The following is a 21181-nucleotide window of genomic DNA, read 5'->3' on the forward strand; positions in this document are numbered from 1 at the left end:
ATGATGGCAGAGAGGTCACACCCGTTCCCATACCGAACACGGAAGTTAAGCTCTCTAGCGCCGATGGTAGTTGGGACCTTGTCCCTGTGAGAGTAGGACGTCGCCAAGCAACTAAACACGAGTCAAATGACTCGTGTTTTTTCGTGTTTTCTTTTATAATCCATAGTAATTAAAAAAATGTGCTTAAATAATTACTATTTTGATTAAATGCAGGGGAATGTGGCTAGGATAGTGAATAAGCAAAAGAGTTGCAAATTTTATTAATACGTATATAATTAAAGTCAAAGATAGTCAAAGTCAATAAAGGTGGCGGATAAATGAGAAATATATCTGATATCATTGAGCAATATCTAAAGCAAGTTATTGACTTAAGTAATAATAATGTGATTGAAATCAAAAGAAATGAGATTGCGGATCGATTCGAGTGCGTACCATCTCAAATCAATTATGTAATCAATACCCGTTTTACATTAGAAAGAGGATTTATAGTAGAAAGTAAACGTGGTGGTGGAGGTTACATTCGCATTATAAAAGTCAAACTGCATGATGATATAGACATTATTGATCAAATGCTTCATATGATTGATCATAGCGTTGCACAAGGGAATGCAGAGAGTATGATTATACGTTTATTAGAAGAGGGAATTATAACAGGCCGTGAAGCAAAACTAATGTTAAGTGTACTAGATCGTTCTGTATTATCAATGGATATTCCTTCTCGAGATGAACTTAGGGCTCGAATATTATGCGCAATGTTAAGAACACTGAAATATAAATAAATACAGCTTTTGTAAAAGAATGATAATTAAGATAGGGCAGTTAAATATTGTAGAAGTTTTGAAAAAGAGCATGTACTTTTATCTAAATGGATTAAGGAAAGAGGACAATCTAGTAATGTATGAAAAGTATCATGAGGTAGATCGTTCCTATTGTAAAGGTGGGGATATTGATGACTTGTCAAAACTGTAATATAAGACCAGCAACTTTACATTATACAAAAGTAATCAACGAGAAGAAGGCGGAAGTTCATCTTTGTGAGCAATGTGCGGAGCAAAGTGGCTATACGTCTTTCTTTCAATCATCACAGTCTAACTTTTCATTTCATGATGTATTTGCTGGTTTATTACACGGTGAATCAACAATGTTTGGAGAAGGAAAAAACGGGTTTTCAAATACAAATACAGTAAGATGTCCAGATTGTAAGATGACATATGAACATTTTACAAAAGTGGGACGCTTTGGTTGTGCTTCTTGTTACGATACATTTAAAGGACACTTAAACCCATTGTTAAAGCGACTTCATGGTGGACATACAGAACATTGTGGAAAAATTCCGGAACGAATGGAAGGAAATATCCACTTAAAGAAAGAATTAGATGAACTAAAACTTATTCTGAAACAATATGTACAGAATGAGGAGTTTGAGAAAGCTGCTGAGGTAAGAGATGAAATTCGAGGGCTTGAAACTCAGCTTAGTGAGCATAGAGAGGGGGAGTAGTTCTATGTCACTGGACAAAATTATGAATGAAGCGATTAGTCCATGGATGAAGGGGGATGGCCCTGATTCTGATATTGTTTTAAGTAGTCGAATTCGTTTGGCTCGTAATTTTAAGCAATATCAATTTTCTACTATGCAAAACGAAGAGGAAGCTCAACAGGTTCAAGAATTATTTAAAAAGAAATTTATAAATAAATCGGTAGAGCCCTTTGGGAAGTTTGGATTATTAAAAATGAATGAATTAACGCCTCTTCAAAGGAGAGTTTTAGTCGAAAAGCATTTAATTAGTCCAAATCTCGCAGGGACCGAATATGGAGCATGTCTGTTATCAGAAAGCGAACACATTAGTGTGATGCTTAATGAGGAAGACCACATTAGGATTCAGTGCCTATTTCCAGGGCTACAGTTATCAAAGGCGCTTCAAAGCGCTAATCAAATAGATAATTGGATTGAGAAAGAGGTTGAATATGCTTTTGATGAATCACTTGGATATATTACGAGTTGTCCTACTAACGTTGGTACAGGATTAAGAGCTTCTGTAATGATTCATTTACCAGGGCTGGTTTTAACAAAAAGAATTAGCCGTATTATACAAGTAATTCAAAAATTAGGGTTAGTAGTAAGAGGAATATACGGTGAAGGTAGCGAAGCGTTAGGTAATATATTTCAAGTATCAAATCAAATGACGCTAGGGAAATCCGAAGTAGATATTATTGCAGATTTAAAGAGTGTCATGCAGCAAATTATACAACAAGAAAAATTGGCCAGAGAATTAATTGTACAAAATTCGAGTATTGAGCTTGAAGATAAGGTTTATCGTTCTTACGGTATACTAGCAAACAGTCGTTTAATTCAATCTGCAGAAGCGGCAACTTGCTTATCGGATGTACGACTTGGTATTGATCTAGGATATATAAAAGGTATATCGAGAAATATTTTGACTGAGCTAATGGTTCTTACGCAACCAGGTATTTTACAACAATATGCAGGAGGACCTTTAGGACCAGAAGAAAGAGATTATCGAAGAGCAACCTTAATCCGTGAGCGATTACGTATTGAAAAAAACTAAGCGCAAGTAGGAGGCGATTTCTATGATGTTTGGAAGATTTACAGAAAGAGCACAGAAAGTATTAGCTTTATCTCAAGAGGAAGCAATTCGCATTGGGCATAATAATATTGGAACAGAACATATTTTACTTGGGCTTGTACGCGAAGGTGAAGGAATTGCAGCAAAAGCGTTAATTGCTCTTGGATTGAGCCCGGAAAAAGTGCAAAAAGAGGTAGAAGCGTTAATTGGACGTGGAACAGAAGCTTCTCAAACTGTACATTATACACCTCGTGCTAAAAAAGTTATTGAATTGTCTATGGATGAAGCGCGTAAGCTAGGACATTCTTACGTTGGAACAGAACATATTTTACTTGGCTTAATCCGTGAAGGTGAAGGTGTAGCGGCACGTGTTTTAAATAATTTAGGCGTAAGCCTCAACAAAGCAAGACAACAAGTATTACAACTTCTTGGAAGTAACGAAGCAAGTTCAGGTCACCAAGGTGGTTCATCGACAAATGCCAATACACCGACACTAGACAGTTTAGCACGCGACTTAACAGTTGTTGCACGTGAGAATCGTTTGGATCCTGTTATTGGACGTAGTAAAGAAATTCAACGTGTAATTGAAGTGTTAAGCCGTAGAACAAAAAACAATCCAGTGTTAATTGGAGAGCCTGGTGTAGGTAAAACAGCAATTGCTGAAGGGTTAGCACAGCAAATCGTAAATAATGAAGTTCCTGAAACGTTAAGAGATAAGCGTGTTATGACACTAGATATGGGAACAGTGGTAGCTGGGACGAAATATCGTGGTGAGTTTGAAGATCGTTTAAAGAAAGTAATGGATGAAATACGTCAAGCAGGGAATATTATTCTATTTATTGATGAACTTCATACATTAATCGGTGCAGGTGGAGCAGAAGGTGCAATCGATGCATCAAATATTTTAAAACCATCTTTAGCACGCGGAGAATTACAATGTATTGGTGCGACAACTTTAGATGAGTATCGTAAATATATTGAAAAGGATGCAGCTTTAGAGAGACGTTTCCAGCCAATTCATGTTGATGAGCCGAGTCTAGAAGAATCAACTCAAATCTTGAAAGGTTTACGCGATCGTTATGAGGCGCATCACCGTGTGTCTATTACAGATGATGCAATTGATGCAGCTGTAAAACTTTCTGATCGTTATATTACGGATCGTTTCTTACCGGATAAAGCAATTGATTTAATTGATGAAGCTGCTTCAAAGGTTCGCTTACGCTCTTATACAACACCACCAAACTTAAAAGAGCTTGAAGTGAAGCTTGAGGAAATTCGAAAAGAAAAAGATGCGGCTGTACAAAGTCAAGAGTTTGAAAAGGCTGCTTCCTTACGTGATATGGAACAACGCTTACGTGAGAAATTGGAAGATACAAAGCGTCAGTGGAAAGAGCAACAAGGAAAAGAAAATTCAGAGGTTACGGTAGAAGATATTGCAAATGTCGTTTCTACATGGACACGTATCCCTGTTTCTAAACTTGCACAAACAGAGACTGATAAATTATTAAACTTAGAATCCATTCTTCATGATCGTGTCATTGGCCAGGATGAAGCGGTAGTGGCTGTAGCGAAAGCTGTTCGTCGTGCAAGAGCAGGACTAAAAGATCCGAAACGTCCAATTGGTTCATTTATTTTCTTAGGGCCAACAGGTGTAGGTAAAACAGAATTAGCAAGAGCATTGGCAGAATCTATGTTCGGTGATGAGGATGCAATGATTCGCATTGATATGTCTGAGTATATGGAGAAACATTCAACTTCTCGCTTAGTTGGTTCTCCTCCAGGATATGTTGGGTATGAAGAAGGCGGACAATTAACAGAGAAGGTTCGTCGTAAGCCGTATTCAGTTGTCCTATTAGATGAAGTAGAGAAGGCGCATCCCGATGTATTTAATATTTTACTACAGGTATTGGAAGATGGTCGTTTAACTGATTCTAAAGGACGTACAGTTGACTTCCGTAATACGATTGTTATTATGACGTCTAACGTTGGTGCTGAGGCGTTAAAACGTAACAAACATCTTGGATTTAACGTACAAGATGAAAGCCGTGATTATTCGGATATGAAAGGTAAAGTAATGGATGAGCTGAAAAAGGCATTTCGTCCAGAATTCTTAAACCGTATTGATGAAATTATCGTATTCCATATGCTTGAGAAAAAACATATTCAAGAAATTGTGACTCTTATGGTAAATCAGTTAGTGAATCGCTTAAAAGAACAAGAAATTGAATTGCAATTAACAGAAGGGGCGATTGCAGCTATTGCTGATAAAGGGTTTGATCGTGAATATGGTGCTCGTCCACTACGTAGAGCAATTCAGAAGCATGTAGAAGATAGACTATCGGAAGAACTTTTAAAAGGTGCTATTGAGAAAGGGCAAAAAGTTATCTTTGATGTAGAAGGGGAAACATTTGTCATTCATAGTGCTGAAAAGGTAAAATAAGTATAGACAAACTAAGAGGGCTACGAGATAGCCCTCTTTCTTGTACGAGAAGGTCAAATGTTTATAGATGAAAGCGAAGTGAAATATAAAAAGATATGGCTAAAAAGAAAACAAAATTCACATGTCAAGAGTGTGGTTATCAATCACCAAAATATATGGGTAAATGTCCAGGGTGTGGTCAATGGAATTCGCTTGTTGAAGAGATGGAACCCGTTGTATCATCCAGACGCCTAAATTATGCAAATGCAATTCAAACAGAAGTAACAAAACCAAGACGTCTTACAGAAGTAGAAACAAAGTCTGAGGCACGTATTGAAACAAAATTTCAGGAGTTTAACCGTGTACTAGGTGGCGGAATTGTAGATGGATCTTTAGTACTTATTGGTGGGGACCCTGGGATTGGAAAATCAACGTTATTATTACAGATTTCCTCGCAATTAGCAGATGCTTCATATGATGTATTGTATATATCAGGTGAGGAGTCAGCAAAGCAGATTAAACTTCGTGCAGATCGTTTACATGTAAATGGTAGTAATCTATTTGTTGTATCAGAGACAGATTTACAGCGTATTGCAGCACATATTGAAGAGATGAATCCTGCTTTTGTTGTTATTGATTCTATTCAAACGATACATTTACCTGAAGTGACATCAGCTCCTGGTAGTGTGGCGCAAGTACGTGAATGTACAGCAGAATTAATGAAACTTGCAAAAACAAAGGGAATCCCAATTTTTATCGTAGGGCATGTGACAAAAGAAGGTGCAATTGCGGGACCGCGTATGCTAGAACATATGGTCGATGCAGTTCTTTACTTTGAAGGAGATCGACACCATACATATCGTATTTTACGAGCTGTAAAGAATCGTTTTGGTTCTACGAATGAAATGGGTATCTTTGAAATGAAAGAACTTGGCCTTGCAGAAGTCTTAAATCCTTCTGAAATTTTCCTTGAGGAAAGACCAGTTGGAGTTGCAGGTTCAACAGTAGTTGCCTCAATGGAAGGAACAAGACCAGTTTTAGTAGAAATACAGGCATTAATTTCCCCTACTAGTTTTGGAAATCCTCGAAGAATGGCGACAGGAATTGATCATAATCGTGTCTCGCTTATTATGGCGGTACTAGAGAAAAGAACAGGTTTACTATTACAAAATCAAGATGCGTATTTAAAAGTAGCTGGTGGTTTGAAATTAGATGAACCGGCAATTGATTTAGCTGTTGCCTTAAGTATAGCTTCAAGTTTTAGAGATAAATCTACGGCACCAACTGATGCGGTAATAGGAGAAGTTGGATTAACTGGAGAAATAAGAAGAGTATCAAGAATCGAACAACGTGTACAAGAAGCAGCTAAATTAGGATTTCAACGTGCTATCATTCCTAGAAAAAATTTAGGGGGGTGGACAATTCCAGAGGGGATTGAGGTTGTAGGTGTTTCTAATTTAGGAGAAGCGCTTCGTTTGACATTAGGAGGCTAGGCTATGGAAGAAAATAAGCAACGTGTCAAAAGTATAATTAATATTTTACAGCTCGTGGCCCCGGGAACACCACTGCGCGAAGGGATAGATAATGTACTTCGCGCACAAACAGGGGGACTAATTGTTCTTGGGTATAATGAGCAGATTAAAAGCATTGTTGATGGTGGTTTTCATATTAATTGCGCATTCTCTCCTGCTAGTTTATATGAATTAGCAAAAATGGATGGAGCACTTATTTTAAATGAAACTGGAAGTAAAATTTTAATTGCAAACGCACAGTTAGTTCCGGATTCATCTATTGATTCTATTGAAACAGGTATGCGTCACCGAACAGCAGAGCGTGTAGCAAAGCAGACGGGCAGCCTTGTTGTGGCCATTTCACAAAGACGTAATGTAATTACGCTATATCAAGGGAACTTACGTTATACATTAAAAGATATAGGTGTCATTTTAACGAAGGCAAATCAAGCAATTCAAACGCTAGAAAAATATAAGGCTGTATGGAATGACGGCATTACGAATTTGGGTATTCTAGAATTTGAAGAGGTCGTTACAATGTCCGAGGTGGTTCACGTTTTACATAGTGTTGAAATGGTGCTGCGTATTAAAAATGAAATATTGAGCTATATTCATGAGTTAGGAACAGAAGGTAGGTTAATTCGTTTACAGCTTACAGAATTACTAGCTGATTTAGAGGCAGAGGCAGCATTGTTAATTAAAGATTATCACCAGGAGAAAACACAAGACCATCATCAAATATTGAAAAAGTTACAAGATCTTGCAAATACACAACTTTTAGAGGATAGTGATTTAGTTAAATTGCTTGGCTATCCAGGACAAACAAGTTTAGAAGAAAGTGTGACACCTAGAGGGTACCGAATCACAAGCAAGATTTCTCGTGTTCCGCCACTTATTATCGAGAATTTAATTAATCGATTTAAAACATTGCAAGGTGTTTGCCGAGCAACTATTAATGAATTGGATGATGTGGAAGGAATTGGAGAAGTGAGAGCGAAGAAAATACGAGAAGGTCTAAAAAGAATTCAAGAGCATCTCTATATGAGTAGACACAATTAAGAATATTACATTGATTCTATAATATAACGACACTAGAACATTTTTGGTATATGATATGATATATTGGTAAATAAAACTATTTACAAAAAAAACACGTCCGCTTTTGCATTCGGCGTTTTGATTAGCGAAACAATGGTTAATAATGAGTAGGAGGTGGTTGGATGTTAAAACGGATTGTACAGCTCTTCTTTTTAGTGATCGGGGGAGCGTTAGGGATTTACTTAATCCCAAAAATTATTAATGTATTAGATATCGGTGCGGTTCCTTTGTTGGAAGGATCGTATGTTCGTGCAATTATTGGTGCAATTATTTTATTTTTAACAACATTTTGGCTTGTAGATTATATTGTTCAACTTATTAAGCATATTGAAGAGGCTCTTGTAAAGGCGCCTGTAGCAGATGTTTTATTTGGTACATTAGGATTAATCTCTGGTCTTATTGTTGCATATTTAATTTTGATACCAATTCGTGAATTTACAATTCCAGTTATTAGTACGGTGTTGCAAGTGTTCTTCACCCTTTTACTTGGATATTTAGGATTCCAAGTAGGATTTAAAAAGAGGAATGAATTGCTAGGATTATTTACATTACCCCAACGCGGAGGTAAGAAGAAAAACAATAGTGAGAATGAAGAGGTAGAGGTCGAAGCAGAAAAATCTACGACTCATTGGAAAATTCTCGATACGAGTGTAATTATTGACGGACGTATTGCAGATATTTGCCAAACAAAGTTTTTAGAAGGAACAATTGTCATTCCGCAATTCGTATTAGAAGAGCTTCAGCATATTGCCGATTCTTCAGATGCTTTAAAGCGTAATCGTGGCCGCAGAGGGCTAGACATTTTAAATCGTATTCAAAAGGAGATGCCAATTCCGGTAGAAATTTATGAAGGCGATTTCGATGATATCCAAGAAGTAGATAGCAAGCTTGTAAAGTTGGCAAAAATCACTGGTGGAACTGTAGTAACAAACGATTTCAATTTAAACAAAGTTTCTGAATTACAAGGGGTTACGGTGTTAAACATTAATGATTTAGCTAATGCGATTAAACCAGTCGTACTCCCTGGTGAAGAATTAAGTGTTTATGTTGTGAAAGATGGTAAAGAACAAAATCAAGGTGTTGCATACTTAGATGATGGTACGATGATTGTAGTAGAAGATGGTAGAGAGTATGTGGGTTCACAACTTGACGTACTTGTTACTAGCGTATTACAAACATCGGCTGGTCGTATGATTTTCGCAAAACGTAAATTGCTAGAAAAAGCATTATAAGTAGAGGATTATTAATATGTATACATTAATTATTCCGGCAGCGGGCCAAGGAAAACGAATGGGTGCTGGTAAAAATAAGTTATTTTTACTTATAGATGAAGTACCAATTATTGTGCACACATTGCGTGCTTTTGAAAAAGATAAAGCGTGCAAAAGTATTATTATGGCAATTAACGAAGAAGAACGCCCGTATTTTGAAGAGTTAATGCAGAAGTACCAGATTGAAAAGCACGTACAATTCATTCAGGGTGGAGCCGAAAGACAAGATAGCGTCTATAACGCACTTCAGTATGCGAGTGGTGTCGAATATGTTCTTGTGCATGACGGGGCGCGCCCGTTCGTAACGAATAAAGTGATTCGCGATGTATTAACTGCAGCAGAAAAATATGGAGCTTCCATTTGTGCAGTGCCAGTAAAAGATACTGTTAAGAAAGTAGAGAAGGGTGTTGTTGTAGAAACGGTAGAGCGATCTCAACTTAACGCTGTACAAACACCACAAGGATTCTCTGTTTCTCTTTTGCTAGAAGCTCATAGAAGCGCAAAGCAAAGTTGTTTTCTTGGCACAGATGATGCAAGTCTCGTAGAACGTGTGGGGAAGCAAGTAGGTGTAGTAGAGGGGAGTTACTATAATATTAAAGTGACGACTCCGGAAGATCTATTAATTGCTGAAAGTTTCCTACGTGTTCAGAAGAAATAACATTGATGACGTGTTAATAAAGAAAAGCTCGGCAACAGCCGGGCTTTTCTTTATAAGGATAGCGATATAATATAGAGTCATAAAGCTCAGTAGTTTAGCTTAAGGAGGAAGTAAGGATGTTTCGAATTGGACAAGGTTTTGATGTACATGAATTTGCGGAAGGGCGCCCGTTGATTATCGGTGGAATTACAATTCCACACGAGAAAGGATTAATCGGTCATTCAGATGCAGATGTATTGTTACATACGATTGCTGATGCATGTTTAGGTGCGATTGCAGCAGGAGATATCGGAAAGCATTTTCCTGATACAGACCCAGCTTTTAAAGATGCAGATTCAGCTGTATTGTTACAAAAAGTTTGGGAATTTGTGCGTGAACAAGGTTACGAGTTAGGAAATTTAGATTGTACAATTATTGCTCAAAAACCAAAAATGGCACCACATATTGAGAGTATGCGTAAGCGCATTAGTGAACTGTTAGAAACGTCTATCGATAACATTAATGTAAAGGCAACAACAACAGAAAAATTAGGATTTACAGGTAGAGAAGAAGGGATTGCTTCTCAAGCGGTTGTTTTATTACAGAAAAAATAATGGTTTTTAATTCGTAAGATGGATAATCACATTTTTTTGGTGTACAATTATAGAATGTGTTGACATTAAGAATGGAAGGTGTACCAATTATGGAAAAGCAAGTGAGAGTGCGCTACGCGCCAAGTCCAACAGGACACTTACATATCGGAAATGCGCGTACGGCATTATTTAATTATTTATTTGCTCGTCATTTAGATGGCAAATTTATTATTCGTATTGAAGATACTGATGTAAAACGTAACGTGGCTGGTGGAGAAGAAAGCCAATTAAAATACTTGAAATGGCTCGGTATGGACTGGGATGAAGGTGTTGATGTTGGTGGTGAATTTGGACCATATCGCCAAACAGAGCGTTTAGATATTTATAAAAAATTATATGAAGATTTATTAGAGCGTGGTCTAGCTTATAAATGTTATATGACAGAAGAAGAGCTAGAAGCAGAGCGTGAAGGACAAATCGCTCGCGGTGAAACACCTCGTTACGCAGGTAACCACCGTGAATTAACTGAAGAACAAGTGAAAGAATTTGAAGCTGAGGGACGTATTCCAAGTATTCGTTTCCGTGTACCAGCTGATCGTGACTACACATTCAAAGATATTGTAAAAGATGAAGTTGCGTTCCATTCAAATGATTTCGGTGATTTTGTTATTGTGAAAAAGGATGGAATTCCAACTTATAACTTTGCAGTAGCAGTAGATGATCATCTAATGGAAATTACACATGTACTTCGTGGTGATGATCATATTTCAAATACACCGAAACAAATGATGATTTATGAAGCTTTCGGCTGGGATATTCCACAATTCGGTCATATGACTCTAATTGTTAATGAAAGTCGTAAAAAGTTAAGTAAGCGTGATGAATCTATTATTCAATTTATTGAGCAATATAAAGAGCTTGGGTATCTTCCAGAAGCAATCTTTAACTTTATTGCACTACTAGGTTGGTCTCCGGTAGGAGAAGAAGAAATCTTCTCTAAAGATGAGTTTATCAAAATGTTCGATGCAGCTCGTTTATCAAAATCACCTGCATTATTTGATTCTCAAAAACTAAAATGGATGAACAACCAGTATATGAAAAAGCAAGATTTAGATACGGTTGTAGAGTTAAGCTTACCGCATTTAGTGAAAGCTGGACGTGTGGGAGAAACTTTAAGCGAACAAGACCAAGCTTGGATTCGTGATGTAATTGCTTTATACCATGAACAAATGAGTTTTGGAGCTGAAATTGTAGAGCTTTCTGAAATGTTCTTTAAAGATCATGTTGATTATGAAGAAGAAGGACAAGAAGTACTAAATGGTGAACAAGTACCTGAAGTACTTCGTGCATTTGCTGGTCAAATAGAAGCTCTAGAAGCAATGGAGCCAGCAGCAATTAAGGCAGCGATTAAAGCAGTTCAAAAGGAAACAGGACATAAAGGTAAAAATTTATTTATGCCAATCCGTGTTGCAACTACAGGACAAACGCATGGTCCAGAGCTTCCGAATGCTATTGCACTTCTTGGAAAAGAAAAAGTTTTAAATCGTCTTCAAAAAGTAATTGGTTAACATTTTCTAGGTTTAGAAATATAATAAGTATACCTAAAACCTAATAAGGAAAAGCGACGAGAAGGAGAAGTAGAAAATCAGGCTTTTTACAGAGAGAACCACCTTTAGGCTGGGAGTGGTTTATAAGCGGATTTTTGAAATGCCCCTTCGAGTCTTCTGCTGAACAGCGAATTGCTTCGTGGGATGTCTTAGGCCGCAAAGTAAGCAGAAGCGGTGTACACCGTTATCATGGATGAGTTTGAGGCTTTTTTAAGCCTAAACAGAGTGGAACCGCGCTTAAAAGGCGTCTCTGTCAATATGACAGAGACGCCTTTTTTTTATACCGTGTAAATAGGTATGAATATAGAATTTATCTCCTTATATAAAGAATTAGGGGAGAAGTGATGAGTTAGGGGAGTTAGTTCGCTCGACAAAAAAGCAGCCCATAAAGGGGAGGGAACACCGATGTTTAAGAGGCTTCGGGAAGATATTGAAGTCGTTTTTGAACAGGATCCAGCGGCAAGAGGTTATTTCGAAGTCATTTTAACTTACTCTGGATTACATGCAGTTTGGGCCCATCGAATTGCACATGCTTTTTATAAAAGAAATTTTTTCTTTCTTGCACGTTTTGTTTCACAAGTGAGCCGCTTTTTTACTGGCATTGAGATCCATCCAGGAGCAACTATTGGTCGACGTTTTTTTATAGATCATGGAATGGGAGTTGTAATCGGAGAAACTTGTGAAATTGGTGATAATGTAACGATTTATCAAGGGGTTACATTAGGTGGTACAGGAAAAGAAAAAGGAAAGAGGCATCCAACAATTCAGGATAATGTATTAATTGCGACGGGTGCTAAAGTTCTTGGTTCTATTACTGTGGGAGAGAATTCTAAAATCGGAGCAGGGTCTGTCGTATTAAAAGAAGTTCCTGCACATTCTACAGTTGTAGGTATACCTGGCCGTGTCGTTATTCAAAATGGAGTAAAGATTGGTCAAGAATTAAATCACTCTGACCTTCCGGATCCGATTTTTGATAAATTAAAGGCTATGGAAGTAGAACTTGATAAATTGAAGAAACAATTGGAATTAAAGGTAGAAAGGAAGGATAAAAATGACTATTCACATTTATAATACGTTAACACGTCAAAAAGAAGAGTTTGTTCCATTAGAAGAAAATAAGGTAAAGATGTATGTATGCGGACCTACAGTTTATAACTACATTCATATTGGGAATGCAAGGCCTCCTATGGTATTCGATACAGTGCGTCGTTATTTAGAATACAAAGGATACGATGTGCAATATGTATCTAACTTTACGGATGTAGATGATAAATTAATTAAAGCGGCAAATGAATTAGGTGAAGATGTACCGACAATTGCTGATCGCTTTGTTGAAGCGTACTTTGAAGATGTAACAGCACTAGGTTGCAAACACGCAACAGTTCATCCTCGTGTAACAGAAAATATGGATATCATTATTGAATTTATTCAAGAACTTGTGAATAAAGGGTATGCATATGAATCAGAGGGTGATGTGTACTTTAAGACGAAGGAATTCGAAGGTTACGGTAAATTATCACATCAACCAATCGCAGATTTACGTCACGGTGCTCGTATTGAGGTAGGGGAAAAGAAACAAGACCCTCTTGATTTTGCTTTATGGAAAGCTGCGAAAGAAGGAGAAATCTTCTGGGAAAGCCCTTGGGGGCAAGGACGTCCAGGATGGCATATTGAATGCTCAGCAATGGCGCGTAAGTACTTAGGGGATACAATTGACATTCATGCTGGTGGTCAAGACTTGGCATTCCCACATCATGAAAATGAAATTGCGCAGTCAGAAGCATTGACTGGAAAAACGTTTGCACGTTACTGGATGCATAATGGATATATTAATATTAACAATGAGAAGATGTCTAAATCGCTGGGTAACTTTATTTTAGTTCACGATATTATTAAGCAATACGACCCGCAGTTAATTAGATTCTTTATGTTATCAGTACACTATCGTCACCCGATTAACTTTAGTGAAGAGTTATTACAAAGTACGAATAATGGACTGGAAAGAATTAAAACAGCTTATGGAAACTTAAAGCATCGTATGGAGAGTAGTACGGATTTAACGGACCATAATGAGAAATGGTTAGCTGAAATAGAGAAATTCCAGACTGCATTTGAAGAGGCAATGAATGATGACTTTAACACTGCAAATGCAATTACCGAATTATACAACGTAGCAAATCATGCAAATCAATATTTACTTGAAGAGCATACATCTAAAGTTGTGATTGAAGCATACGTAAAACAACTGGAAACGTTATTTGATATTTTAGGATTAGAATTATCAAAAGAAGAATTACTGGATGAAGAAATTGAAGAGCTTATCCAAAAGCGCATTGAAGCTCGTAAAAATCGTGATTTTGCATTGTCTGATCAAATTCGTGACGATTTAAAAGAACGTAATATTATTTTAGAAGATACCGCTCAAGGTACAAGATGGAAAAGAGGATAAGGATGATCGATGCAAAGCAATTAAACAGCTTGGCGTTAGCATATATGGGTGATGCGGTATATGAACAATATATCCGCTATCACCTCCTTCAAAAAGGAAAAGTTCGACCTAATCAATTACACCGCTTAGGGACGAGCTTTGTTTCAGCAAAAGCACAGGCGAAAGTTGTTTATCATTTATTAGAGACGGCATTTTTGACAGAGGAAGAAGAGGCGGTATTAAGAAGAGGGCGTAATGCAAATTCAGGTACAGTTCCGAAAAATACGGATGTACAAACATATCGACATAGTACAGCCTTTGAAGCGCTAATTGGTTACCATCATTTATTAAATAATCGTGAAAGATTAGACGAAATTGTATATAAGGCAATAGCAGTTTTAGAAGAAAAGGAAGGGGGCACATCATCATGACTAGTGAATATATTATCGGACGTAACCCTGTAATTGAAGCGTTAAGATCAGGGAGAGATATTAATAAAATTTGGATCGCAGAAGGTGCTGCCAAAGGACAAGTACAAATTGTACTAGCATTAGCGAAAGAAAATAAGATTATTTTACAACATGCACCAAAGAAAAAGTTAGATCAATTAGTTGAGGGTAATCATCAAGGTGTAATTGCTCAAGTAGCTGCATATCAGTATGCAGAGTTAGAAGATTTATTCAAAGTGGCAGAAAAACGTAATGAAGATCCATTCTTCTTGATTTTAGATGAGATTGAAGATCCGCATAACCTAGGTTCTATTATGCGTACTGCTGATGCAACAGGAGCTCATGGAATTATTATTCCAAAGAGAAGAGCTGTGGGACTTACCGCATCAGTTGCGAAAGCATCAACAGGAGCGATTGAATACATTCCTGTTGCGCGCGTAACAAACTTATCTCGTACAATTGATGAATTAAAAGAGCGTGGACTTTGGATTGCTGGTACAGATGCCAAAGGGAAAACGGATTACCGTAATTTAGATGGTACAATGTCGATTGGATTAGTAATTGGTAGTGAAGGAAAAGGTATGAGTCGTATTATTGGTGAAAAGTGTGATTTCTTAATCACTCTACCGATGGTTGGTAAAGTTACATCCTTAAATGCTTCAGTAGCCGCAAGTTTGTTAATGTATGAGGTATATCGTAAACGTCACGAAATTGGTAAATAAAAAATGAACGATATTTTAATCGTTGACGGCTACAACATTATCGGAGCTTGGGGAGATTTGAAGAAACTGCGGGATGTAGATTTACAATCATCAAGAGATGCGCTTATTGATAAGATGGCGGATTATCAAGGTTATACAGGCACAAAAGTGATGATAGTCTTTGATGCCTATACAGTCCATGGTATTGAAAAAAAGATGAAACAATCTCGTGTAGAAGTAATATTCACACGAAAGAATCAAACTGCAGACGAAAAGATAGAGCAACTTGCGATAGAGCTTAGAAATATAAATACACAAATATATGTTGCGACTTCTGATTATACAGAACAATGGGTTATATTTGGGCAAGGTGCCCTTCGAAAATCTGCGCGTGAATTAGAGTTGGAAGTACAAGCGATGGAACAACAAGTAAGAAGGCGTACAAAAGACACGAAAGAACAGCAGCCCGCCATGCGAAAGATATTCAGTAAAGATATTACAGAAAAATTAGAAAAATTAAGAAGAGGAGAGCGTTGAAGCATTGACGCTCTTTATCTTTTTACTGTATAATATTGCTAAATAAATAGCGGTCGGAGGGATCAAGGTGGAAGCAGGCTTCGTAAGTATAGGCGACGTTACATTTCGTGATTTAGAGGATGAGGCAATCGTTGAGTTAGTTCGAAAAGGTAATACTGACGCTCTAGAATATTTAATTCACAAGTATAAGAACTTTGTTCGTGCGAAATCAAGATCTTACTTTTTAGTGGGTGCCGATCGAGAAGACATTGTTCAAGAAGGTATGATAGGGTTGTTTAAAGCAATTCGTGATTATAAAGAGGACAAGCTGTCTTCATTCAAAGCATTTGCTGAACTATGTATCACTCGACAAATTATTACCGCTATTAAAACGGCAACAAGACAAAAACATATTCCTTTAAATTCGTATGTGTCTTTAGATAAGCCGATTTACGATGAGGAATCTGATCGAACGTTATTGGATGTTATTTCTGAAGCGAAGGTGACTGATCCTGAAGAGATGATCATTAGCCAGGAAGAATATACAGACATAGAATCAAAAATATCTGAATTATTAAGCGATTTAGAAAGAAAAGTGCTTTCTTTATATTTAGATGGTCGTTCTTATCAAGAGATTTCAGAACAGTTAAACAGGCATGTGAAATCTATTGATAACGCTTTACAAAGAGTAAAGAGGAAATTGGAACGATATATGGAAATGAGAGAAAGTACAACTTTAAATTCATAAGAAGTAACAAGTGCTACAGGTGTAAAATAAATCACCTGTTTTCTTTTGTAGAGAGTACAAAATGCATGTCATTGACATTGTCTTTTATTGTATGATACATTTTTAGGGACATAATGTTACAAGGTTGGTGTAACTAATGAGGAAAAAAGTTGTACTCTCATGTGAAGAGTGTAAAAATCGAAACTACTCTACTATGAAAGATACGAGCTCAATAGAGCGACTTGAAATAAAAAAGTTTTGTAAAACATGCAATCAGCATACAGTTCACAAGGAAACAAAATAAATAATTGAAATAATACACTGGAGGTCCCGCAGATGCGTTTAACGAACTTTTTCGGCGATGTAGGTCGCGAAATGAAAAAAGTAAGTTGGCCTAAAAAAGATGAATTACTCCGCTCAACAGCGACTGTTGTTGCTACAGTTGTGTTCTTTGCGATTTTCTTCGCAGTAGTTGATATGGGCATTTCTTCTTTAATTCGGTTAATTCTTGGTTAATTCTTGAATAAGAAGCACTTATCCATGATATAATGTTATTTATAAGAACTGTGTAAAAGCCCGGTGAACGGGTTTTTTCATTTGCGCAAAAAAATGTACGTCAGGGAGGGAAGGACGCTCGTCCTAAATGAATGGAAAAAAGTTGGTATGTTGTCCATACTTATTCTGGATATGAAAATAAAGTAAAAGCAAACCTAGAGAAACGTGTAGAATCAATGGGTATGCAAGATAAAATTTTCCGTGTTGTTGTCCCGGAAGAAGTAGAAGTAGAAATGAAAAACGGAAAAGAAAAATTAATGAAAAGAAAAGTGTTCCCAGGTTATGTATTAGTAGAATTAATCATGACTGATGACTCTTGGTATGTTGTACGTAACACGCCGGGTGTAACTGGGTTCGTTGGTTCTTCTGGTTCTGGATCTAAACCATCACCTCTATTAGAAGAGGAAGTTGTTACCATTATGAAACATATGGGAATGGACAACGAAGTGGTTGATTTCGACTTTGAACTTCATGAGACAGTACGTGTAAATGAGGGGCCATTCGCAGATTATACAGGTGCTATTGAAGAAATTGATGTGGAGAAGAAAAAGGTTAGCGTGCTTGTGGACATGTTTGGTCGCGAGACTCCAGTTGAACTTGACTTCCATCAAATTGAAAAATTATAAAATGAAACTTGAAATGAATTGTAAAAAGTGATAATATCTTTTAAGTCAGTACGTCTTCGTTATCGGAGACGTTTTTTGAAAGATTTTATCCTTACAGATAAAATATGACGTGGGAGGGCAAATCACTGTCCAATTGACCACATCACGGACTTAAGGAGGTGTGTCTCGTGGCTAAAAAGGTAATTAAAATGGTAAAGCTTCAAATTCCTGCAGGTAAAGCTAACCCAGCTCCACCAGTTGGTCCAGCATTAGGACAAGCAGGTGTTAACATCATGGGCTTCTGTAAAGAGTTTAACGCTCGTACAGCAGATCAAGCTGGTCTTATCATCCCTGTTGAAATTACGGTATTTGAGGACCGTTCATTCACTTTCATTACTAAAACTCCTCCTGCTGCTGTTCTTCTTAAGAAAGTAGCTGGTATTGAGTCTGGTTCTGGTGAACCAAACCGTAATAAAGTGGCAACTGTTAAGCGTGATAAAGTACGCGAAATCGCTGAAACTAAAATGCCTGACCTAAACGCTGCTAGCGTAGAAGCTGCAATGCGTATGGTTGAAGGTACTGCACGCAGTATGGGCATCGTTATCGAAGACTAATTCGATTTGTTTTTAAAAAAGGTTGCGGGTCTGGAATTCCAATTCGCAACCTTTATTATCGTAAATGATTATCGTTTTTAAATAAATGGATGGCGCTCATCCTCAGGTTATACCTGAAAACAGGCGTAAACGTGGGAGGTTATTCCGCTAAAACCACATTCGAGGAGGAAATAAAAATGGCTAAAAGAGGTAAAAAGTACGTAGAAGCTGCAAAGCTTGTTGATCGTGCAGCTGCTTACTCTGCAACAGAAGCAGTAGAATTAGTAAAGAAAACAAACACAGCTAAATTTGATGCAACTGTAGAAGCTGCATTCCGTTTAGGTGTTGACCCTAAGAAAGCTGACCAACAAATCCGTGGTGCAGTTGTTCTTCCACACGGTACTGGTAAAGTACAACGTGTATTAGTATTTGCTAAAGGTGAAAAAGCTAAAGAAGCTGAAGCTGCTGGAGCTGACTTCGTAGGCGATACTGATTACATCGGTAAAATCCAACAAGGTTGGTTCGATTTCGATGTAGTAGTAGCAACTCCTGACATGATGGGTGAAGTTGGTAAACTTGGTCGCGTATTAGGACCTAAAGGTTTAATGCCAAACCCTAAAACTGGAACAGTTACTTTCGATGTAACTAAAGCTGTTAACGAAATCAAAGCTGGTAAAGTTGAATACCGCGTTGATAAAGCTGGTAACATCCACGTTCCAATCGGTAAAGTATCTTTCGAAGATGCTAAATTAGTAGAAAACTTCAAAACAATTGCTGACACTTTACAAAAAGTTAAGCCAGCTGCTGCAAAAGGTACTTACATGAAGAACGTAACAGTTGCTTCTACAATGGGACCTGGCGTACGTGTAGACGTTTCTACATTAGCGTAAATTTTGGAAGTTGACTTCATAAAGAAGTTTTAATATAATCATTTATGTTGTGAATTTAATTAGTGTACCGTAGACAGTAGGTGTCAATAGACTTAATTTCCTACCTAGGTGTTAATATACGAAGCGGAATCTTTTTTCTGTGACTATATGCCTCCATGTCTACAAGTTGGGCATGGAGGTTTTTAGTGCACTTTCGGTACATCTTCTATATAATCTACAGGAGGTGTAATAACATGAGCAAAGTAATCGAAACTAAACAACAAGTTGTAACTGAAATCGCGGACAAACTTCGCGCTAGTAAATCTACAATCGTTGTTGACTACCGTGGTTTAACAGTTTCTGAAGCAACAGAATTACGTAAGCAATTACGTGAAGCTGGCGTTGAGTTCAAAGTTTACAAAAACTCTCTAACTCGTCGTGCTGCAGAATCTGCTGAAATGGCTGAGTTAAATGAATTCTTAACAGGACCAAACGCAATCGCGTTCAGTAACGAGGATGTAGTTGCTCCTGCGAAAGTATTAAACGACTTCGCTAAAGATCATGAAGCTTTAGAAATTAAAGCGGGCGTAATCGAAGGTAAACTTGTAACACTTGATGAGGTTAAAGCAATTGCTACTCTTCCATCACGTGAAGGCTTACTTTCTATGCTTCTTAGCGTTCTTCAAGCTCCAATCCGTAACCTTGCACTTGCTACTAAAGCAGTTGCAGACCAAAAGGAAGAGCAAGGCGCTTAATTTTTTAAAAGATAATTACGTATTATCGATAAAACAATACAAACCTATTTAAGGGAGGATATTTACAATGACTAAAGAACAAATCATTGAAGCAGTTAAATCTATGACTGTATTAGAACTTAACGACTTAGTAAAAGCTATCGAGGAAGAATTCGGCGTAACTGCTGCTGCTCCTGTAGCTGTTGCTGGTGGCGCTGGAGAAGCTGCTGCTGAGAAAACTGAATTTGATGTGGAACTAACTAGCGCTGGTGCACAAAAAATCAAAGTTATCAAAGTTGTTCGTGAAATCACTGGTCTTGGCTTAAAAGAAGCTAAAGAATTAGTTGACAACACTCCAAAAGTAATCAAAGAAGCTGCTGCTAAAGAAGAAGCTGAAGAAATCAAAGCTAAACTTGAAGAAGTTGGCGCTGCTGTAGAAGTTAAGTAATTAACTTTTGATGCTTTAAAAAAAGCTCGCTCTCATGCGAGCTTTTTTTTTAACTGTAAAGAAAAGAGGTGGCCATATGGCAGACCATTATTTTTCTAACGACCCTTCTAGTAAAAGTGATCGTAAGCGATGGGAGTTTGCCCTTCGTGGATCTCGATTTACTTTCTTATCTGATCATGGGGTGTTCTCGAAAAACGAAGTGGACTTTGGTTCCCGTCTTTTAATTGAAGCGTTTCAAATGCCAGATATTAAAGGTAATATATTAGACGTAGGTTGCGGATACGGTCCTATTGGTTTGTCGTTAGCGAAAGAGTTTCAAGGTCGTGAAGTTCACATGGTGGATGTGAACGAGAGGGCACTTGGGCTTGCGAAAGAAAACGCCGCTAATAACAAAATCGAGAATATACGTATTTTTCAAAGTAGCGTCTATGAAAATGTAGATGGTAAGTATGCTGCTATTCTATCTAACCCTCCGATTCGTGCGGGTAAAGATATCGTACATGAGATTTTAGAAAAAGCTGTGGAGTATTTAGTTCCAGATGGGGAGCTTTGGATTGTTATTCAAAAGAAACAAGGTGCACCGTCTGCGCTAAAAAAACTAGAAGAAGTATTTTCTGAAGTTGAGGTTGTAGAAAAGAAAAAAGGATATTATATCATAAAATCAAAAAAACGTTGACGGTTATTTTTGGCTATGTTAACATTATACAATGCCAATATATGATTTTCTGCGTTGAGAAAGATGTATATTTTTGTTTCTCTTGGAAAAGATAGTAAAATCAGCAGATTATGAAACAGAATGATGGTTTTCTTATAGAAGCCATTTTTCTTTTTTGAG

Annotated in this window: 24 protein-coding genes, 1 rRNA gene and 2 other annotated features; all 25 genes read left to right on the forward strand. The window is 37.3% G+C overall.

All coding sequences use genetic code 11. The features are described 5' to 3' along the window. A 5S ribosomal RNA gene (gene rrf, locus ACTFRM_RS29435) occupies positions 1-109 on the forward strand; the annotation flags it as partial. Between the two features lie 208 nt (positions 110-317). Beyond that, a complete protein-coding gene (gene ctsR / locus ACTFRM_RS29440) occupies positions 318-779 on the forward strand; it encodes a transcriptional regulator CtsR (RefSeq protein ID WP_001244558.1) in 462 nt (153 codons plus the stop codon). 170 nt (positions 780-949) lie between these two features. After that, entirely contained in the window at positions 950-1498 is a 549-nt protein-coding gene (locus ACTFRM_RS29445; protein WP_000128399.1) for a UvrB/UvrC motif-containing protein, read from the forward strand. A gap of 4 nt (positions 1499-1502) precedes the next feature. Then, complete coding sequence (locus tag ACTFRM_RS29450; protein ID WP_000050843.1) at positions 1503-2567, forward strand: protein arginine kinase; 1065 nt, start codon at positions 1503-1505, stop codon at positions 2565-2567. Positions 2568-2589: 22 nt separating this feature from the next. After that, a complete protein-coding gene (gene clpC / locus ACTFRM_RS29455) occupies positions 2590-5025 on the forward strand; it encodes an ATP-dependent protease ATP-binding subunit ClpC (protein ID WP_000971184.1) in 2436 nt (811 codons plus the stop codon). A 95-nt stretch (positions 5026-5120) separates the two neighbouring features. Further along, a complete protein-coding gene (gene radA, locus ACTFRM_RS29460; RefSeq protein ID WP_001085202.1) occupies positions 5121-6497 on the forward strand; it encodes a DNA repair protein RadA in 1377 nt (458 codons plus the stop codon). Positions 6498-6500: 3 nt separating this feature from the next. Further along, entirely contained in the window at positions 6501-7574 is a 1074-nt protein-coding gene (disA, locus tag ACTFRM_RS29465) for a DNA integrity scanning diadenylate cyclase DisA (RefSeq protein WP_000392158.1), read from the forward strand. A 161-nt stretch (positions 7575-7735) separates the two neighbouring features. After that, entirely contained in the window at positions 7736-8845 is a 1110-nt protein-coding gene (locus ACTFRM_RS29470) for a PIN/TRAM domain-containing protein (protein WP_000919677.1), read from the forward strand. A gap of 16 nt (positions 8846-8861) precedes the next feature. After that, entirely contained in the window at positions 8862-9542 is a 681-nt protein-coding gene (gene ispD / locus ACTFRM_RS29475) for a 2-C-methyl-D-erythritol 4-phosphate cytidylyltransferase (RefSeq protein WP_000288283.1), read from the forward strand. 116 nt (positions 9543-9658) lie between these two features. Beyond that, a complete protein-coding gene (gene ispF / locus ACTFRM_RS29480; protein ID WP_000488386.1) occupies positions 9659-10135 on the forward strand; it encodes a 2-C-methyl-D-erythritol 2,4-cyclodiphosphate synthase in 477 nt (158 codons plus the stop codon). A gap of 89 nt (positions 10136-10224) precedes the next feature. Next, a complete protein-coding gene (gltX, locus tag ACTFRM_RS29485) occupies positions 10225-11682 on the forward strand; it encodes a glutamate--tRNA ligase (protein ID WP_000415143.1) in 1458 nt (485 codons plus the stop codon). A gap of 47 nt (positions 11683-11729) precedes the next feature. Next, positions 11730-11976: a binding site (T-box leader), on the forward strand. Positions 11977-12126: 150 nt separating this feature from the next. Then, on the forward strand, positions 12127-12792 hold the full coding sequence (gene cysE, locus ACTFRM_RS29490; RefSeq protein WP_000476497.1) for a serine O-acetyltransferase: 666 nt from the start codon (positions 12127-12129) through the stop codon (positions 12790-12792). After that, entirely contained in the window at positions 12773-14170 is a 1398-nt protein-coding gene (cysS, locus tag ACTFRM_RS29495; RefSeq protein WP_000152276.1) for a cysteine--tRNA ligase, read from the forward strand. The genes cysE and cysS overlap by 20 nt, the downstream gene beginning before the upstream one ends. Before the next feature lie 2 nt (positions 14171-14172). Beyond that, positions 14173-14580, forward strand: a complete 408-nt coding sequence (locus ACTFRM_RS29500; RefSeq protein WP_000564261.1) for a Mini-ribonuclease 3 — start codon at positions 14173-14175, stop codon at positions 14578-14580. After that, positions 14577-15320: a 23S rRNA (guanosine(2251)-2'-O)-methyltransferase RlmB gene (gene rlmB, locus ACTFRM_RS29505; protein WP_000200238.1), complete on the forward strand. Its 744-nt coding sequence runs from the start codon at positions 14577-14579 to the stop codon at positions 15318-15320. The genes ACTFRM_RS29500 and rlmB overlap by 4 nt, the downstream gene beginning before the upstream one ends. Positions 15321-15323: 3 nt before the next feature. After that, a complete protein-coding gene (locus tag ACTFRM_RS29510) occupies positions 15324-15836 on the forward strand; it encodes an NYN domain-containing protein (RefSeq protein ID WP_000997886.1) in 513 nt (170 codons plus the stop codon). Between the two features lie 67 nt (positions 15837-15903). Next, the gene (locus ACTFRM_RS29515) at positions 15904-16563 is read left to right on the forward strand and encodes an RNA polymerase sporulation sigma factor SigH (protein WP_000387193.1); all 660 of its coding nucleotides are present in this window, start codon (positions 15904-15906) and stop codon (positions 16561-16563) included. 136 nt (positions 16564-16699) lie between these two features. Then, on the forward strand, positions 16700-16846 hold the full coding sequence (rpmG, locus tag ACTFRM_RS29520) for a 50S ribosomal protein L33 (RefSeq protein ID WP_014481927.1): 147 nt from the start codon (positions 16700-16702) through the stop codon (positions 16844-16846). A 32-nt stretch (positions 16847-16878) separates the two neighbouring features. Continuing rightward, a complete protein-coding gene (gene secE, locus ACTFRM_RS29525) occupies positions 16879-17058 on the forward strand; it encodes a preprotein translocase subunit SecE (RefSeq protein WP_001241323.1) in 180 nt (59 codons plus the stop codon). Positions 17059-17189: 131 nt separating this feature from the next. Further along, the gene (gene nusG / locus ACTFRM_RS29530; protein ID WP_000415794.1) at positions 17190-17723 is read left to right on the forward strand and encodes a transcription termination/antitermination protein NusG; all 534 of its coding nucleotides are present in this window, start codon (positions 17190-17192) and stop codon (positions 17721-17723) included. A gap of 167 nt (positions 17724-17890) precedes the next feature. Then, positions 17891-18316, forward strand: a complete 426-nt coding sequence (gene rplK / locus ACTFRM_RS29535; RefSeq protein ID WP_001085872.1) for a 50S ribosomal protein L11 — start codon at positions 17891-17893, stop codon at positions 18314-18316. Between the two features lie 176 nt (positions 18317-18492). Then, the gene (gene rplA, locus ACTFRM_RS29540) at positions 18493-19185 is read left to right on the forward strand and encodes a 50S ribosomal protein L1 (protein WP_001987630.1); all 693 of its coding nucleotides are present in this window, start codon (positions 18493-18495) and stop codon (positions 19183-19185) included. A 49-nt stretch (positions 19186-19234) separates the two neighbouring features. Then, positions 19235-19379 (forward strand) — a sequence feature (ribosomal protein L10 leader region). Between the two features lie 39 nt (positions 19380-19418). Continuing rightward, complete coding sequence (gene rplJ / locus ACTFRM_RS29545; RefSeq protein WP_000048716.1) at positions 19419-19919, forward strand: 50S ribosomal protein L10; 501 nt, start codon at positions 19419-19421, stop codon at positions 19917-19919. A gap of 67 nt (positions 19920-19986) precedes the next feature. Next, a complete protein-coding gene (rplL, locus tag ACTFRM_RS29550) occupies positions 19987-20346 on the forward strand; it encodes a 50S ribosomal protein L7/L12 (RefSeq protein WP_000159736.1) in 360 nt (119 codons plus the stop codon). A gap of 76 nt (positions 20347-20422) precedes the next feature. Then, positions 20423-21022: a class I SAM-dependent methyltransferase gene (locus tag ACTFRM_RS29555; RefSeq protein WP_000763265.1), complete on the forward strand. Its 600-nt coding sequence runs from the start codon at positions 20423-20425 to the stop codon at positions 21020-21022. Positions 21023-21181 lie beyond the last annotated feature (159 nt).

Origin of the sequence: Bacillus cereus group sp. MYBK227-1 (assembly GCF_051916325.1) — a bacterium.
GTDB classification, from domain to species: domain Bacteria; phylum Bacillota; class Bacilli; order Bacillales; family Bacillaceae_G; genus Bacillus_A; species Bacillus_A cereus.

Bases quoted from the DNA above. Each gene is read 5' to 3' on its own strand.
- rplL (WP_000159736.1), top strand. From the start codon at position 19,987: ATGACTAAAGAACAAATCATTGAAGCAGTTAAATCTATGACTGTATTA.
- radA (WP_001085202.1), top strand. From the start codon at position 5,121: ATGGCTAAAAAGAAAACAAAATTCACATGTCAAGAGTGTGGTTATCAA.
- rplJ (WP_000048716.1), top strand. From the start codon at position 19,419: ATGAGCAAAGTAATCGAAACTAAACAACAAGTTGTAACTGAAATCGCG.
- gltX (WP_000415143.1), top strand. From the start codon at position 10,225: ATGGAAAAGCAAGTGAGAGTGCGCTACGCGCCAAGTCCAACAGGACAC.
- ispF (WP_000488386.1), top strand. From the start codon at position 9,659: ATGTTTCGAATTGGACAAGGTTTTGATGTACATGAATTTGCGGAAGGG.
- nusG (WP_000415794.1), top strand. From the start codon at position 17,190: ATGGAAAAAAGTTGGTATGTTGTCCATACTTATTCTGGATATGAAAAT.
- ACTFRM_RS29555 (WP_000763265.1), top strand. From the start codon at position 20,423: ATGGCAGACCATTATTTTTCTAACGACCCTTCTAGTAAAAGTGATCGT.
- ctsR (WP_001244558.1), top strand. From the start codon at position 318: ATGAGAAATATATCTGATATCATTGAGCAATATCTAAAGCAAGTTATT.
- ACTFRM_RS29510 (WP_000997886.1), top strand. From the start codon at position 15,324: ATGAACGATATTTTAATCGTTGACGGCTACAACATTATCGGAGCTTGG.
- clpC (WP_000971184.1), top strand. From the start codon at position 2,590: ATGATGTTTGGAAGATTTACAGAAAGAGCACAGAAAGTATTAGCTTTA.
- rpmG (WP_014481927.1), top strand. From the start codon at position 16,700: ATGAGGAAAAAAGTTGTACTCTCATGTGAAGAGTGTAAAAATCGAAAC.
- ACTFRM_RS29470 (WP_000919677.1), top strand. From the start codon at position 7,736: ATGTTAAAACGGATTGTACAGCTCTTCTTTTTAGTGATCGGGGGAGCG.
- cysE (WP_000476497.1), top strand. From the start codon at position 12,127: ATGTTTAAGAGGCTTCGGGAAGATATTGAAGTCGTTTTTGAACAGGAT.
- cysS (WP_000152276.1), top strand. From the start codon at position 12,773: ATGACTATTCACATTTATAATACGTTAACACGTCAAAAAGAAGAGTTT.
- ACTFRM_RS29500 (WP_000564261.1), top strand. From the start codon at position 14,173: ATGATCGATGCAAAGCAATTAAACAGCTTGGCGTTAGCATATATGGGT.
- rlmB (WP_000200238.1), top strand. From the start codon at position 14,577: ATGACTAGTGAATATATTATCGGACGTAACCCTGTAATTGAAGCGTTA.
- rplA (WP_001987630.1), top strand. From the start codon at position 18,493: ATGGCTAAAAGAGGTAAAAAGTACGTAGAAGCTGCAAAGCTTGTTGAT.
- disA (WP_000392158.1), top strand. From the start codon at position 6,501: ATGGAAGAAAATAAGCAACGTGTCAAAAGTATAATTAATATTTTACAG.
- ACTFRM_RS29445 (WP_000128399.1), top strand. From the start codon at position 950: ATGACTTGTCAAAACTGTAATATAAGACCAGCAACTTTACATTATACA.
- ACTFRM_RS29450 (WP_000050843.1), top strand. From the start codon at position 1,503: ATGTCACTGGACAAAATTATGAATGAAGCGATTAGTCCATGGATGAAG.
- secE (WP_001241323.1), top strand. From the start codon at position 16,879: ATGCGTTTAACGAACTTTTTCGGCGATGTAGGTCGCGAAATGAAAAAA.
- ispD (WP_000288283.1), top strand. From the start codon at position 8,862: ATGTATACATTAATTATTCCGGCAGCGGGCCAAGGAAAACGAATGGGT.